Origin of the sequence: Streptomyces sp. NPDC050423, assembly GCF_040655445.1 — a bacterium.
In the GTDB taxonomy this organism is placed as follows: Bacteria; Actinomycetota; Actinomycetes; order Streptomycetales; family Streptomycetaceae; genus Streptomyces.
The window spans coordinates 164,338-178,089 of the sequence record NZ_JBFAJY010000002.1 but is presented as its reverse complement, the minus strand read 5'-3'; the positions used below and the strand labels follow the sequence as shown (position 1 = coordinate 178,089).

Here is a 13,752-nt window from a genome sequence, read left to right as displayed (position 1 = left end):
TGGCGAACAGGACCGCAGGGATACGCCGTGTGCCGAGGATCTGCCCTCAGGGGCAAGGGCTGTGCTGCTGGCTGCTGAGCTCGTCCGGAAGCGGATCCGACGTGGCGCGGAGAGGTGCAGGTCGCGACGGTCCCTCTCGCGTTGCAACGCCGACGCCGGGAAGGCAAAGCCTCCCCGCCGGGAACAGCGGTCAGGTCGGCACGGTTGCATCGACCGAGAGACCGGCGCCGCACGGGCGGGGAACGCGGAGACCCCAGGTCGTCCGCCCCAGCAGGACCCGGCCGCAGGATCGCGGTACGCCCGCCGTGCACTCGGACCAAGACATATTTGTTTGCAGGAGGACTGTTTCATGACTGACCGGCCCTTGACGCTCATGGCAGTGCATGCCCACCCCGACGACGAGGCCACCGGAACGGGAGGGATCCTCGCGCGGTACGCGGCGGAAGGTGTCCGCACGGTTCTCGTGACGTGTACCGACGGCGGTTGCGGTGACGGAAAAGGGGGTGTCAAGCCGGGCGATCCCGGGCACGATCCGGCGGCCGTCGCCTCGATGCGCCGTCAGGAACTCGAGGCGAGCTGTGACGTCCTCAAGGTCAGCGATCTGGAGATGCTGGACTATGCCGACTCCGGGATGATGGGCTGGCCGAGCAACGACGCCCCCGGATCCTTCTGGCAGACCCCCGTGGAGGAAGGCGCCGCCCGGCTCGCGGAACTCATGCGACACTACCGGCCCGATGTGGTCGTCACCTATGACGAGAACGGCTTTTACGGTCACCCCGACCACATCCAGGCCAACCGCATCACGATGGCGGCGCTGGAGATGACCGGGCTGACACCGAAGGTGTACTGGACGACGATGCCCCGCTCGATGATGCAGCGGTTCGGGGAGACCATGCGCGAGTTCCAGGAGGACATGCCGGAGCCGGATCCTGCCGAGGCCGCCGCGATGGCCGAGATCGGCCTTCCCGACGACGAGATCACCACATGGGTGGACGCCACCGCATTCAGCGGCCAGAAGTTCGACGCGCTGGCCGCGCACGCCAGTCAGGGCGAGAACATCTTCTTCCTCAAGATGGGCAAGGAGAGGTTCGGCGAGTTCATGGGCCTGGAGACCTTCGTACGCGTCAAGGACGCCACCGGCGCGGCCGTACCCGAGAACGATCTCTTCGCCGGACTGCGCTGATCCGCCCGTCCGACCGGGGCCCGGGAGCGGGATACGAGGGCGGTCTCCGACACCGACCGCGAGACCCCGCATCTGTCGGGTCTCGCATCCCGTCCCGGACTCTCAGAGCTGATGCCGGGACGGTTCCGTGACGGGCAGGCACTCGGCGAGCAGGCCGACGACGTCGCGCCAGGCCCGCTGCGCGTGCCGCGGGTGGTAGCCGACGCCGGGACGCACGGTGTGGTCGACCGGCGGGTGGTGGAAGGCGTGAAGGGCTCCGCCGTAGACCACGAGGCGCCAGTCGACGCCCGCGTCCTGCATCTCGGCGGTGAACGCGTCCTGTTGCGCGGGCGGCATGATGGGATCTTCCGACCCGACACCGGCCCACACCGGGCAGCGAATGCGCGCCGCCTCGCCCGGTCGGCCCGTGGTCAGGGCGTTGACCGTGCCGATCGCCCGCAGGTCGACGCCGTCGCGCCCGAGTTCCAGCACGATCGCGCCCCCGGTGCCGTAGCCGACCGCGGCGATCCGGTCGGGGTCGGTCCGCGGTTCGGCGCGCAGCACGTCGAGCGCCGCGTGACCGATGCCCCGCATCCGGTCGGGGTCGGCGAGCAGCGGGGTCACGCACGCCAGCATCTCCGCGGGGTCGGTGAACCAGCGCCCGCCGTTGATGTCGAAGGCCAGCGCCACGTAACCCAGCTCGGCCAGTGCGTCGGCCCGGCGGCGCTGGAAGTCGTTCAGCCCCGGCCCCTCGGGTCCGACCAGGACCGCGGGCCGGCGGCCGGCACCGGCCGGGAGCGCGAGGTGCCCGATCATCGTCAGGCCGTCGGCCGGGTACTCCACCGTGCGCGTCGTAACCGTCGTCATGAGATGGGACTGTAGTGAGCGTCGAGCCCGGTCGGGCCGGTCTTCACCGTCGGCGGAACAACCAGAGCGCGGGCCGGGAAATGGGCTCGCCCCCGGGCGGTTCGGGACGGTAGTTGTTGACGATGACTACTCCTGCTGAACAGTTGCTCCCGGGTACGCGGCGCGCTCTGCTGCACCGCATCGCCACCGCCCAGGCCGAAGGCCGCTCACCCTCCCTGGCCGCCGCGGTGCAGCGCCAGGGGCAGACCGTCTGGAACGGCTCCCGCGCCTGCGTCGACGGCCATGCCCCGGATGCCGACACACAGTTCAGAATCGGCTCCCTCACCAAGACGTTCACCGCGGTGCTGGTCCTGCGGCTGCGTGACGAGGGCCTGTTGGATCTGGCCGATCCGCTGGAGAAGCACCTGCCCGGAACGGGGGCGGGTGAGGCCACCATCCATCAGCTGCTGGGCCACAGCGCGGGGCTCGGCGCGGAGTCGCCCGCTCCCTGGTGGGAACGGACGCCGGGCAGCCTGCGGCCCGAGCTCGCCGATGTGCTCGGCGAGCAGACCCGGATGCACGCTCCCGGCCGCCGTCACCACTACTCCAACCCGGGCTACACGGTGCTCGGAGCGCTGATCGAAGCCATGCGCGGAGCGTCCTGGGCGCAGGTTCTGGAGCGTGAGGTCCTGGAGCCGCTGGGCATGCACCGTACGGGTCCGGAGGCGGAGGCGCCGCATGCCGGTGGCTGGGCTGTCCATCCGTGGGCGGACGTCATGCTGCCCGAGCCTGCCGAGGACCTCGGGCTGATGGCGCCGGCCGGTCAGCTCTGGTCCACCACCGCCGACCTCCTCCGGTTCGCCGCCTTCCTTGCCGAGGGAGACGACCGGGTGCTCTGCGCGGCTTCCGTGGAGGAGATGAAGGAGCCGTCCGCGCCGCCCGAGCCGGGGGACTGGGAAGGGAACTACGGCCTGGGGCTCCAGGTGATCCGGAGGAAGGGCCGCACGCTCGTCGGGCACACCGGTTCGCTTCCTGGTTTTCTGGCCGCCCTGTGGTTCTGTGCCGAGGAGGATGTGGCCGCGGTCGTGTTCGCCAACGTCACCTCGGGGCCGCTGCTCGGCGAGGTGGCCGCTGAGCTCGTGGACATCGTCGCGGAGGCCGAGCCCCGCATCCCGGAGCCGTGGCGCCCGCTGTCCGAGGTGGACGCGGAACTCCTCGCGCTCACCGGCCCCTGGTACTGGGGCACGCGTACCAACATCCTGAGCCTGAAACCCGATCGCGGACTAGAACTCCGCGGCCTGCGCGGCGATGGCCGTGGTGCTCGGTTCACCGCCCGGCCGGACGGCACCTGGATCGGGCTGGACGGCTATTACGCGGGGGAGACGCTGCGGATCGTCCGGAACGACGACGGCAGTGTGAACCACCTGGACCTGGGTTCGTTCGTCTTCACGCGCGAACCGTACGATCCCGCAGCGGCCGTTCCGGGCGGCGTGGACGAGAACGGGTGGCGTGGACTGGGCAGTTGAGCGTCGTGTTTCACGTGAAACACGACTGCGGAGCGGTCAGGCCGTCAACTCCCTTTCCAGCGGGGTGCGGAACCGGGGTGTGATCCGCGCGTTCCCCACCCAGCCCGCCAGCCGGGATGCCTGCTCCTCGATTGCGGCGGTGGCATCCCGGCCGGTGTCGGTCAGGAGTCGCCAGACCGGCTCGCCGTTGGTCTGCTGAGCCCAGCCGCCGACGATGCGGCCGTTCCACCACACGGTGGGGCCGATGTTGCCGGAGCGGTCGAAGAGGGCTGCCCGGTGTTCGGCAGTGAGATGGAAACCGCGGTCGGCCCAGCCCATCGCGCTCGGGTCGAGCGCGGGCAGCAGAGCCGCCCAGGGCTCCGGCGCCGGTTCGGACTCGGTGTCTCCCGGCACGACCCAGGCGGTGGAGCCGCCGTCGAGCCGCACCTCCTCGGCTCCGACGGCGGCCAGCGCCTTGCGGACCTGCCCGAGCCCCCAGCCCGTCCACCACTTGAGGTCGGCCTCGGACGCGGGGCCGTACGAGCGGAGCCAGTGCAGGGCCAGTTCCGCCTGCGCCCCGGCGGTTGCGAGCACCGGCCGGGGTTCGGCAGCCGTCCAGCGGAACTGGCTGGACGTCCAGGAGCCGCGGGGCCGGTCCCGGCGGATCCGGCCTTCGGCGGCCAGTATGCGGATGACCCGGGAGGCCACCCCCTGCACCGCCTCGTACTTCTTGCCGGGGAAGACCGTGATTTTCGTACGCAGCGCGGGTACCGCGGCGGAGAGTTCGCTGCCGGTGGCTGTCCCGCGGGCGGCCAGGGCCGTCAGGGTGGCCTTCTCCGTGTCGTCCAGCCAGCGTTCGTCCAGCTCCTGACCGTCCTCGGCCAGGTGCTTCAGGAAGGTCCGGCGCTCCTTGGCAGCCACCGCTCGGGTATTCGACGCCTCGATCTGTGGGGCCAGTGCTTCCGGCACGGCGAAGAGGGTGTTGCGCATGGAGAGCAGCCGGACCAGTGAGACGTCCTCGTACAGGGACTTCTCCACTGCGGCGACGTTCGGTGTGCGGAGCCGGGCGCAGACGGACAGGAAGACGGTGGCCGCGTCGGTGGCATGCAGAGCGACGAGGGCGTCCGCCACGCCCACCGGGGACTCGGCCCGCAGGGCGGGTGCCAGGAGATGGCGTCCGGCGAGCCTGATGCGGCGTTGCTCGTCGCTGATGTGGTGCACCGTTGGCTCCTCGGATGCCGGTCTGCGGTCAGAGAGCGAGCTTGAAGCCCACATGGCTGGAGACGAAGCCGAGCCGTTCGTAGAAGCGGTGTGCGTTGGTCCGGGTCGCGTCTGAGGTCAACTGGACCAACTGGCATTCCTGGCGCCGGGATTCGTCCACAGCCCACTGGATCAGCCGGGTACCGAGTCCGCTGCCGCGTTCGTCGTTGTGCACACGGACGCCCTCGATCACGGAGCGCGTCGAGCCGCGCCGGGAGAGCCCCGGGATCACCGTCAGCTGGAGTGTGCCGACGATCCGGTCCGCGCGCTCGGCGACCATCAGGTGCTGGTTCGGGTCTTCGGCCAGTCGCTGGAATGCCGCCCGGTACGGCGTGAGGTCGTCCGGCGACTCGCGCCCGGCACCCAGCGGATCGTCGGCGAGCATGGCCACGATCTCGGAGAGGTCGTCGACGCCCGCGGTACGTATGTCCAGATCGCTCATGATCAGCAGCCTACGCAGCCGTCTCGGGCCACGCGGCGGCAATCGGGCTATGCGGGGACCTTCAGTTCCTCGACCGCCCGCACCAGCGGGACCAGTTCGGGGTTCTTGGCAGCCTCGTCGAGTGCGGCGCGCAGGGCGGTGTCATTGGTCGGCCTGGCCTCGGTGAGCAGTGCGAGACCGGACTCGGTGACATCGGTGTAGATGCCCCTGCGGTCCGTGTCGCAGAGATACCGGGTCAGCAGACCGCGGTCCTCGAGTCGGGTGACCAGGCGTGTGGTGGCGCTCTGGCTGAGTACGACGGCGTCGGCCACCTGCTTCATCTGCAGATGTCCGCCCGGTCCGCTGTGCTGTCGGCTCAGCACGTCCAGCAGCGAGTACTCCCTCACGCTGAGGTCGTGCCGGCTCTGCAGCGCACGCTCAATATGGGTCTCGATCTTCCCGTGGAGCAGGGAGAGCGCGCACCAGCCCTGGGAGAGGGAGGTCAGTGCGGGGTCCGTCGCTGTCATGGGTGTCTCTCCTCCGTGCTGGACGCTTACGTACAGGATAGGCGACGTGTGCAATAGCCCGCGTTTGCAATTAACCCGCGTTTGCAATTATTGTGGACGCTCGTAAGGCGCAGACGCAATCTTTAGGGAAGGTGTAACCCATGCCGCTCGCGCTCCTCGCCCTCGCCATTGGGGCATTCGGTATCGGAACCACCGAGTTCGTGATCATGGGGCTGCTCCCCGAGGTGGCTGCGGACTTCCGGGTCTCGATCCCGGCCGCCGGATTCCTCGTCACTGGCTATGCGCTCGGTGTCGTCCTCGGTGCCCCGCTGATGACCGTTCTCGGCACCAGGGTCACCCGCAAACGCATGCTGATGATCCTGATGGGGCTGTTCGTCATCGGCAACGTGGTGTCCGCGACCGCACCCGTCTTCGAGGTGATGCTCGCCGGCCGGGTCATCGCCTCCCTCGCCCACGGTGCCTTCTTCGGCATCGGATCGGTCGTGGCGGCCGATCTGGTCGCTCCGCACAAGAAGGCCGGTGCGATCGCCATGATGTTCACCGGCCTCACCGTCGCCAACGTCGTCGGTGTCCCCCTCGGCACCTACATCGGGCAGAGCGTCGGCTGGCGTGCCACGTTCTTCGCTGTCGCCGGTCTCGGTGTCATCGGCCTTCTCGGAGTGGCCGGGCTCGTCCCCGACCAGCCCCGCGCCGAAGGCGTCCGGCTCCGCCACGAACTGGCGGCGTTCCGCAATGTGCAGGTCCTGCTCGCCATGGCGATGACGGTGCTGGGCTTCGGCGGAGTCTTCGCGGCGATCACGTACATCACACCGATGATGACCGAGATCGCCGGCTATTCGGCTTCCTCGATCACCTGGCTGCTGGTCCTCTTCGGGCTCGGCATGGTCGGTGGCAACCTGCTCGGCGGCAAATTCGCCGACCGCCACCTGATGCCCCTGCTGTACGTGTCGCTGGGCGCGCTCGCCGTGGTCCTGTCGCTGTTCACCCTGACCGCGCACAACAAGATCGCGGCAGCCGTCACCATCGTGCTGATCGGAGGCCTGGGCTTCGCGACCGTGCCCCCGTTGCAGAAGAGGGTGCTCGACCAGGCGGCGGGCGCCCCGACCCTCGCCTCCGCCGTGAACATCGGCGCCTTCAACCTCGGCAACGCACTGTCGGCATGGCTCGGCGGCGTCGTCATCGCTGCCGGTCTCGGTTACACCGCGCCCAACTGGGTCGGCGCGGCCCTCGCAGCCTCCGCCCTGGGCCTCGCCATCGTCTCCGGCACCCTGGAGCGCCGCACGGCCACTCGAAGCCGTCCGGTCGCCACCCACATCCCGGAGCCGGCGGCCGTGCCGGCGGCCCGGCACTGATCCGCCGCACACATCCCACGCGAACCCCCACAGCGTGCCGCATCGCATCGCATCGCACCGCATCAAGGAGACATGCCCATGAGCACCATCACTGCCGCCGTCGCCCCGCTCACCACGCAGGACGCGGAGGCGCTCGTCGAAGCGGCCCGTACGGCCGCCGAGGCGGCAGGCGTCGCCGCAGCGGTCACGGTCCTCGACGCGGGCGGCCATCTGCTGGCCTTCCGCCGCGACGACCGGGCCGTGCTCATCGCCGGTGAGACCAGTACCCGCAAGGCCTACACGGCCCTTCAGCTCAACGCCCCCACGGCCGACCTGGTCGACGCCGTCCAGCCGGGAGGGCTCTTCCACACCCTGCCGACCGCGCTGGACCGGCCGCTGCTGTTCATCGCCGGCGGTGTCCCGGTCCGCCGCGACGGCCGGCTGATCGGAGCTCTCGGTGTCGGCGGCGGAGCGCCCGAGCAGGATCACGGGTTCGCCGCAGCTGCTGTGGACAGCCTCGTCTGAGTAGGCGTCGACCAGGAGGAGCCGGTCGCGGGACCACGGACCGCCCGGACCGCCGTCCGTCAGCCCGTCGCCACGCTCAGCGGCGCGAAGCACTGCGTCCAGTCCCCCGGAGGCTGCTCCCCGAGGGTCATCACCGTGGTCGCGGAGTCGTGCCGAAGCCCGCGCTCCCCGAGCCAGCGGAGCAGCTCCTCGTGACGGGCGTCGATGTCGGCGCGCAGCGGCCGGTCGGTCGCCCCGGCCAGCGAGGACACGAGGAGTTTCGCCGTGGCGGTGTCCCGCGCGACGAGAGGGCCGACCACGTGGCTGCCCGAGCTCGGCCAGAGCGCGGCATAGCCGACGAGCTCTCCGCCTTCCTCGGCCACCCGCAGGTGGTCGGCGAAGGCGGGGAGGCGGGTCAGGAGGTGTGTCCGGTCGAGGCCGAAGGCGTGTCCGTCCAGCCGGAGCATGGTCTGAAGGTCCCCGGCCGAGGCAGGACGAACGGTGAGGCCGGGGCTGCCACCAAGACCTGGACGAACATCCGCATCCGGGCTGCCGGGCTCGGCGGGCGGCTGGAAATGCCCGCTCATCCGCTCGGCCCGGCCAACCGCGGCGAACCCGAGCTTCTCGTAGAGCGGCCGGCCCGGTGTCGTCGCGTAGAGACTGAGGGGAGTGCCCCCGGTCGATTCGATCACCTGGTGCATCAACTGCCGGGCGACCCCCTTCCGGGCGTGGCGGCCGGAGACCAGCAGCATGCCGATGGCGGCCATGCGCGGGCCGTAGGAGGTCACCACACAGGTCGCCATCAGGCCCTTGCTGTCAGGGTCGTCGATGCCGAAACCCGTTCCCGCCGCAAGGAGCAGCCCCCATCGGTGCTCATCACGCGGCCAGCCGCGGTCCTCGGAGAGATCGGCGCAAGGGACCAGATCGTCCCGGGTGAGACGCCGGACGGGCAGACCGGCGAGTGGGCGGGGCAGTGGACTGGACATGAGGGTCAGGCTCTCCGACACGATGATCGCTCGTCCAGCCCTTTAACGGAACTGGCCGAGACCCGCAGCCGCCGGTCACGCCGGGCGGCCTTTCACATGAGCCGTTTCAGGTGAGCCGTTTCACGTGGGGCTGTTTCACGTGAAACAACTCCGGAGCCGCTCAGCCCAGATCGGGCGCGTGCATCGCGCGGACGCCCTCGATGTTGCCGTCCAGGTAGTGGCGCAGCGACAGCGGTACGAGGTGGACGGCAGCGATCCCGACCCGGCTGAACGGCACCCGTACGACGTCGTACTCTCCGCAGGGGTCGTCGATCTCGGGTCCGTGGCGCAGGGACAGGTCCATCGAGTCGAGCCGGCAGACGAAGAAGTGCTGGACCTTGACGCCCTTCACCCCGCTGCCCTCGATGTGCTCCACGGTGTCGACGAAACAGGGGACCACATCGGTGATCTTGGCGCCGAGCTCCTCGTCCACCTCGCGGTGCAGGGCGTCGACGACGGTCGCGTCCTCGGGTTCGACCCCGCCGCCCGGAGTGAGCCAGTACGGATCCACCCCCGGCTTGGTGCGCTTGATGAGGATGAGGTCGTTGCCGTCGAGCAGGATGGCGCGTGCGGTGCGCTTGACCACGGGACGTTCGGTCATGGCAAGAGCGTGGCCCGCTGGACCCGTTCTGAAACACCTGAGGGCCGGCGGACCGTCCTGAGGTCACCAGTCGGCTGCGGCGCGCAGCAGCCACTCGTGCGCGCGGGCGAGATGCGGCAGTGCGAGCGTGCCGGTCCGTGCGGCGAGGAAGTAGGTGCGCAGCGGGGGCACCGGAGGGTCGAGGAGCGCCACTACCTCGCCCCGCTCCAGCGCGCCCTCGCAGAGGTAGCGGGGCAGGACGGCCAGCCCGGCGCCCGCCGCCGTGCATTCCAGGACCGCCCGGAGGTCCGGTGCGATGACGGCCCCGGCGGCCGCGGGCCGGCTGTCGAAGACCGCGGCCCAGTAGCGGGAGACGAGCGGCAGGCTCTCGTGCACCTCCACCACCGGCAACTGCTCCAGGACCACCGGACCGTTGCGTCGCAGGGTCCCAGGACCGAGCCGCCCGGCCCAGCGGGGCGCGGCGACCAGCACGTGCTCCTCGTCGCAGAGCGGGGTCGCGGTGAGCAGCCCGCCGCGCGGGCGGGCCGTCACGATGGCCAGATCGTGGTGTCCGGCGGCCAGGCCGTCCAGCGTCTCGTCGGTGTCCGCGGAGAACGAGCTGCGCAGGGCGAGGCCCTGGGTGATCAAGGGCGTGAGCGCGGGCAGCGCCCGTACCGAGGTGAATTCCGGCGGTCCGGCCAGATGCAGCGTGCGAACGCCCGACTCCTCGTCGAGCTCCGCCTCGGTGATCTCCACCAGCGCGTCCAGATGAGGAGCGGCCCGGTGCGCGAGTTCGTCCCCGATGGTGGTGGGAGTCACGCCGCGGGCTCTGCGCAGGAAGAGAGGGCGGCCCAGCTGCCGCTCCAGGGTGCGTATCTGGGAGGTCACGGCGGGCTGGGAGAGGCCGAGGAGTGCGGCGGCCCGGGTGAACGAACCGGCCCGGTGCACGGTGACGAATGTGCGCAGCAGGGCCAGGTCCATGGCCTGTCCCCTCTCACCGTTGTGACGTGTCGGGCCCGGACAACCATAAATATGTCGATAGGCCGGTGCCGCTACTGTGATTGGACACTGACGCAGAGTCAACTAGCCTTGTCGAGGCGGTTCGTCGCGTGGAGAACGCGGCGTGCCGGGACGGCCCGAGCCACGAGGGGGGAGGCTCGGGCCGTCCGTACCGCATCGGCTGCCGCCGGCACGGCCGCTCAGCTTCCGGCGACCGCCTCGGCCAGCGCCCGTTCCACGTCGGCCACCAGGTCCGCCGGGTTCTCGGCGCCCACCGAGAAGCGGATGAAGCCTTCCGGTACGGCGTCGCCGCCCCAGCGGGCCCGTCGCTCGGCGGTGGAACGCACACCGCCGAAGCTGGTCGCGTCCTCGGCCAGCCGGAGCGCCGAGAGGAAGCGCTCGGCGGTCTCCCGGTCGGCCAGCACGAACGACACCACTGAGCCGAAACGCCGCATCTGCCGCACGGCGTTCGGGTGCGAGGGGTCGGTGGGCAGCCCGGGATATCGCAGTCCGGTCACTTCCCGGTGCCCGGCGAGCGCCTCGGCGAGGGCGAGGGCGTTCGCGCACTGCCGCTCGATCCGCAGTTCCAGGGTGGCCAGTGAGCGGTGCGCGAGCCAGGCCTCCATCGGCCCGGGGATCGCACCGACCACCTTGCGCCAGCGCCGCACCCCCGCCGCCAGCTCGGGATCGAGACAGGCCACGTGGCCGAGCAGGATGTCGCCGTGCCCGGTCATGCCCTTGGTGTCACTGGCCACCGAGAAGTCGGCCCCCAGCTCCAGCGGGCGCTGGCCGAGCGGGGTGGCGAGCGTGTTGTCCACGGCCACCAGCGTGCCGCCCGCGTGCGCCGCCTCGACGAGCCGCCGCACGTCACAGACGTCGAGCCCGGGATTGGACGGGGTCTCGATCCACAGGAGCTTGGCGCCCTCCAGGACGGCCAGCTGGGCATCGCCCCCGGTCGGGGCGGTCCGCACCTCCACCCCGAACGCCTCCAGCTGCGCCCGTACCAACGGGAGCGCCTGGTATCCGTCGTCGGGCAGCACGATCACGTCGCCGCTGCGCGCCTGGGAGAGCAACACGGCCGAGACCGCCGCCATCCCGGAGGCGAAGACCGTGGTCTCGACGCTCTCCCCCGGCGCTTCGAGCTCGCCGATGGCCCGTTCCAGATGGGTCCAGGTCGGGTTGGTGTCACGGCCGTAGGTGTACGGGCCGGTCGGCTCGCCTGAGAGGTGGAAGTGAGCGGCGAAGACCGGACCGGGGAGAGTCGGTTCGTACTGTTCCGGTTCCGGCAGGCCGGCCCGTACCGCGCGGGTTCCGTCGCCCATGGTGCTCATACTGTGTCCTCACTGCTCTCCCCGGTCCGACACCGGTTCTGTCCGCACTGTTCCAGGTGTACGCGGATCAGTCCTCGTCGGGCAGGACGACGTTCAGCGCCCAGGACACGATCGAGATGATCAGTCCGCCGAGGACGGCGGTCCAGAAGCCGTGGACGTGGAAGCTCAGATCGAACTGGTCGGCCAGCCAGGAGGTCAGCATCAGCATCAGGGCGTTCACCACCAGGGTGAACAGCCCCAGCGTGAGGATGAAGAGCGGCAGCGTGAGCAGCTTCAGGACAGGCTTCACGCAGAAGTTGACCAGGCCGAAGATAAGAGCGACCACGATCAGGGTCAGTACCTTGCGGCCGGTGCTGCCGCCGGTCAGCGTGATGTCCTGGAGCAGCCAGATGGCCACGGCCAGCGCACCCGCGTTGGCGATCGTCTTGACTACGAAATTCTTCATGTGTCTGATCGTGGCAGACATGATCGGTGGTGGACACCGGCTGGGCAGAGGCAAGGGACGGACAGGCCATGAAGGCATTCAGACTGGACGAGCTGGAAGCGGAACGAGCCGCCAACGACGGCGCGTATCTGCAGTTCGTGCGCGAACGGAACATGTCTGTCGGCCTGTACGCGCTGGACGCCGGTGCGCTCGACCCGCAGCAGCCGCACCAGCAGGACGAGGTCTACCTGGTCGTCAGCGGGCGCGCGTCGATCACCGTGGGCATGGAAACCACACAGGTGGGCAGAGGAAGTGTCGTGTATGTACCTGCCGGCACGGCCCACAAGTTCCACCACATCACCGAGGATCTGCGGGTGATGGTGGTCTTCTCGCCGCCCGAGGGCTGAGGGGTCCGGGAGGCGGAGCCGTCTCTCGGGGATCCCTAAGGGTTCGATCAGGGGAGTTCAAGGGCTGCGAGGCCCCCGCCGACCACCCCCGTACCTCTAGCATCGAAGCAGGAACTCACAGAGACGAGGTAAGGACGATGGCCGTGCGGGAGATATTCGCGGGGATGCCCTGGTGGGTGAAGTGGATCGCGGTGCCCGTCATCGCGATCGTCGTGTTCGGCAGCCTGATCGCCAGCTTGGTCGGCTTCGTCGTCTGGCTGCTCTTCAAGGTCCTGATCTTCGTGGTCCTGGTCGGCGGGGTCGTCTTCCTCGTGCGGAAGTTCATGTCGTCCTCCTCCTAGGGCCTGTGTGGAGGCTGGTAGCCGCGCCACCGGCCGGACGGTTAGCCCAGCCGAGCTAAGCGGAAGACGAAACGACACCCCCTTCGCGCGCTGCCGATACAGTGAAATCCGCTGCCGCCGCCTGGGAGAGCACCGTCAGTCGCCACCTGACCAGTGGCGGGCACGGCCTCCGGAGCCAGGCCCGCGGCAGACATGTGGAGGCGGCCTCCACAGGCGGGCTGACCGCCCGTCACCATGCCTGGGGGTGACCGTTGACCACGGCATCGAGTACCGCTGTGCCGACGTTGATCGGATCGGTGCAGCGGGCGCTGAGGCTGCTGGAGGCCGTGGGCGCCCATCGCGACGGGGCGCCGGCCAAACAGCTCGCACGGGAGGCGGGGCTTCCGCTGCCCACCGCCTACCACCTGCTGCGCACCCTCACCCATGAGGGATATCTGCGCCGGGAGAACGGCGTCTTCCTCTTCGGTGCCGCCGCTGAGCGGCTGGTGGACGACGGCGCCCTGCAGAACCGTCGCAGCCGGATGACCCAGTCGCTGGGCCGCTGGCGGGACATCATCGGAGCCCCGGTGTACTGCGCCGTCTACCGCGACGGTGAGATCGAACTGGTCGCGGTCGCCGACACCCCGGCAGCGCCCGCGGTGGACGAATGGGCCGCCTTCCAGGAGACCGGGCACGCCCACGCGATCGGCCAGTGTCTGCTGAGCCAGCTCGACGAGAAGGCCCGCGAGGACCACCTGGACCGGCATCCGGTGCGCCCGCTGACCCGCTACTCCGTACGTGACCGCCCGGCCCTGCTTGACCGGCTGCGGTCGCTGGAGCGAACGGAACCCGTCGTCGAGCGACAGGAGTACGCCCTCGGGACGGTCTGCGCGGCCATCCCGATCACGGCCGGTTTCACGGCTGCGGCGATGGCCATTTCGGTACCTCTCGACCAGGAAGACCGGTTGCTCCCCGCAGTCGAACGACTACGTGGCGAAGTGGCCAGCCTCTTGCGTTCGTTCGTGTTCTCTATCAGTATCTGAAAAATCACTCCTTGTGATCTGCTATCGCGTGCACCACGATGGCGTCAATAGGGCCACGGGGGATCAT

The 13,752-nt window shown here is 69.8% G+C and carries 16 protein-coding genes; 7 read left to right on the top strand and 9 right to left on the bottom strand.

The annotated features are described in order from the left end of the window. Positions 1–349 precede the first annotated feature (349 nt). Positions 350–1,183, top strand: a complete 834-nt coding sequence (locus tag AB0I52_RS02335) for a PIG-L family deacetylase (RefSeq protein ID WP_363068101.1) — start codon at positions 350–352, stop codon at positions 1,181–1,183. Between the two features lie 102 nt (positions 1,184–1,285). Here the strand turns inward: AB0I52_RS02335 and AB0I52_RS02330 are convergent, their stop codons facing one another. Continuing rightward, positions 1,286–2,029, bottom strand: coding sequence for a dienelactone hydrolase family protein (locus AB0I52_RS02330; RefSeq protein WP_363068099.1), 744 nt, complete (start codon positions 2,027–2,029; stop codon positions 1,286–1,288). 122 nt (positions 2,030–2,151) lie between these two features. On the opposite strand from AB0I52_RS02330, the gene AB0I52_RS02325 reads away from it, so the two are divergent. After that, positions 2,152–3,534: a serine hydrolase domain-containing protein gene (locus AB0I52_RS02325; protein WP_363068097.1), complete on the top strand. Its 1,383-nt coding sequence runs from the start codon at positions 2,152–2,154 to the stop codon at positions 3,532–3,534. Between the two features lie 36 nt (positions 3,535–3,570). Here AB0I52_RS02325 and AB0I52_RS02320 read toward each other — a convergent pair whose 3' ends face one another. Genes AB0I52_RS02320 through AB0I52_RS02310 form a run of 3 tightly spaced genes read right to left on the bottom strand, consistent with a single transcriptional unit; the run spans position 3,571 to position 5,721 of the window. Continuing rightward, complete coding sequence (locus AB0I52_RS02320) at positions 3,571–4,734, bottom strand: winged helix DNA-binding domain-containing protein (protein ID WP_363068095.1); 1,164 nt, start codon at positions 4,732–4,734, stop codon at positions 3,571–3,573. Between the two features lie 28 nt (positions 4,735–4,762). Then, entirely contained in the window at positions 4,763–5,215 is a 453-nt protein-coding gene (locus AB0I52_RS02315) for a GNAT family N-acetyltransferase (RefSeq protein ID WP_363068093.1), read from the bottom strand. A 47-nt stretch (positions 5,216–5,262) separates the two neighbouring features. Beyond that, a complete protein-coding gene (locus tag AB0I52_RS02310) occupies positions 5,263–5,721 on the bottom strand; it encodes a MarR family transcriptional regulator (RefSeq protein ID WP_363068091.1) in 459 nt (152 codons plus the stop codon). A 140-nt stretch (positions 5,722–5,861) separates the two neighbouring features. Between AB0I52_RS02310 and AB0I52_RS02305 the strand changes: the two genes are divergently transcribed. Together AB0I52_RS02305 and AB0I52_RS02300 are read left to right on the top strand one after the other, a co-directional pair. After that, complete coding sequence (locus AB0I52_RS02305; protein ID WP_363068089.1) at positions 5,862–7,073, top strand: MFS transporter; 1,212 nt, start codon at positions 5,862–5,864, stop codon at positions 7,071–7,073. 78 nt (positions 7,074–7,151) lie between these two features. Beyond that, positions 7,152–7,577 carry a heme-binding protein gene (locus AB0I52_RS02300; protein WP_363068087.1) on the top strand — a complete coding sequence of 142 codons (426 nt, stop codon included), beginning with the start codon at positions 7,152–7,154 and terminating at the stop codon, positions 7,575–7,577. A gap of 59 nt (positions 7,578–7,636) precedes the next feature. Here AB0I52_RS02300 and AB0I52_RS02295 read toward each other — a convergent pair whose 3' ends face one another. The 5 genes from AB0I52_RS02295 to AB0I52_RS02275 form a co-directional block, all read right to left on the bottom strand. Next, positions 7,637–8,542, bottom strand: coding sequence for a GNAT family N-acetyltransferase (locus tag AB0I52_RS02295; RefSeq protein WP_363068085.1), 906 nt, complete (start codon positions 8,540–8,542; stop codon positions 7,637–7,639). 160 nt (positions 8,543–8,702) lie between these two features. After that, on the bottom strand, positions 8,703–9,182 hold the full coding sequence (locus tag AB0I52_RS02290; RefSeq protein ID WP_363068083.1) for an NUDIX hydrolase: 480 nt from the start codon (positions 9,180–9,182) through the stop codon (positions 8,703–8,705). A gap of 63 nt (positions 9,183–9,245) precedes the next feature. Then, the gene (locus tag AB0I52_RS02285) at positions 9,246–10,142 is read right to left on the bottom strand and encodes a LysR family transcriptional regulator (protein ID WP_363068081.1); all 897 of its coding nucleotides are present in this window, start codon (positions 10,140–10,142) and stop codon (positions 9,246–9,248) included. Between the two features lie 218 nt (positions 10,143–10,360). Further along, positions 10,361–11,491, bottom strand: coding sequence for a cystathionine gamma-lyase (locus tag AB0I52_RS02280; protein ID WP_363068079.1), 1,131 nt, complete (start codon positions 11,489–11,491; stop codon positions 10,361–10,363). Between the two features lie 67 nt (positions 11,492–11,558). Next, on the bottom strand, positions 11,559–11,936 hold the full coding sequence (locus tag AB0I52_RS02275; protein WP_362953251.1) for a phage holin family protein: 378 nt from the start codon (positions 11,934–11,936) through the stop codon (positions 11,559–11,561). Positions 11,937–12,004: 68 nt separating this feature from the next. On the opposite strand from AB0I52_RS02275, the gene AB0I52_RS02270 reads away from it, so the two are divergent. The 3 genes from AB0I52_RS02270 (at position 12,005) to AB0I52_RS02260 (ending at position 13,685) form a co-directional block, all read left to right on the top strand. Beyond that, entirely contained in the window at positions 12,005–12,322 is a 318-nt protein-coding gene (locus tag AB0I52_RS02270; protein WP_363068076.1) for a cupin domain-containing protein, read from the top strand. Positions 12,323–12,459: 137 nt separating this feature from the next. Further along, positions 12,460–12,663, top strand: a complete 204-nt coding sequence (locus AB0I52_RS02265) for a DUF5326 family protein (protein ID WP_362953249.1) — start codon at positions 12,460–12,462, stop codon at positions 12,661–12,663. A gap of 251 nt (positions 12,664–12,914) precedes the next feature. Next, positions 12,915–13,685, top strand: a complete 771-nt coding sequence (locus tag AB0I52_RS02260) for a helix-turn-helix domain-containing protein (protein WP_363068074.1) — start codon at positions 12,915–12,917, stop codon at positions 13,683–13,685. Positions 13,686–13,752: the final 67 nt, after the last annotated feature.

Coding starts and splice junctions, on each gene's coding strand:
- AB0I52_RS02335 (WP_363068101.1), top strand. CDS start 350: ATGACTGACCGGCCCTTGACGCTCATGGCAGTGCATGCCCACCCCGAC.
- AB0I52_RS02330 (WP_363068099.1), bottom strand. CDS start 2,029: ATGACGACGGTTACGACGCGCACGGTGGAGTACCCGGCCGACGGCCTG.
- AB0I52_RS02325 (WP_363068097.1), top strand. CDS start 2,152: ATGACTACTCCTGCTGAACAGTTGCTCCCGGGTACGCGGCGCGCTCTG.
- AB0I52_RS02300 (WP_363068087.1), top strand. CDS start 7,152: ATGAGCACCATCACTGCCGCCGTCGCCCCGCTCACCACGCAGGACGCG.
- AB0I52_RS02310 (WP_363068091.1), bottom strand. CDS start 5,721: ATGACAGCGACGGACCCCGCACTGACCTCCCTCTCCCAGGGCTGGTGC.
- AB0I52_RS02305 (WP_363068089.1), top strand. CDS start 5,862: ATGCCGCTCGCGCTCCTCGCCCTCGCCATTGGGGCATTCGGTATCGGA.
- AB0I52_RS02285 (WP_363068081.1), bottom strand. CDS start 10,142: ATGGACCTGGCCCTGCTGCGCACATTCGTCACCGTGCACCGGGCCGGT.
- AB0I52_RS02275 (WP_362953251.1), bottom strand. CDS start 11,936: ATGAAGAATTTCGTAGTCAAGACGATCGCCAACGCGGGTGCGCTGGCC.
- AB0I52_RS02270 (WP_363068076.1), top strand. CDS start 12,005: ATGAAGGCATTCAGACTGGACGAGCTGGAAGCGGAACGAGCCGCCAAC.
- AB0I52_RS02280 (WP_363068079.1), bottom strand. CDS start 11,491: ATGAGCACCATGGGCGACGGAACCCGCGCGGTACGGGCCGGCCTGCCG.
- AB0I52_RS02315 (WP_363068093.1), bottom strand. CDS start 5,215: ATGAGCGATCTGGACATACGTACCGCGGGCGTCGACGACCTCTCCGAG.
- AB0I52_RS02290 (WP_363068083.1), bottom strand. CDS start 9,182: ATGACCGAACGTCCCGTGGTCAAGCGCACCGCACGCGCCATCCTGCTC.
- AB0I52_RS02295 (WP_363068085.1), bottom strand. CDS start 8,542: ATGTCCAGTCCACTGCCCCGCCCACTCGCCGGTCTGCCCGTCCGGCGT.
- AB0I52_RS02265 (WP_362953249.1), top strand. CDS start 12,460: ATGGCCGTGCGGGAGATATTCGCGGGGATGCCCTGGTGGGTGAAGTGG.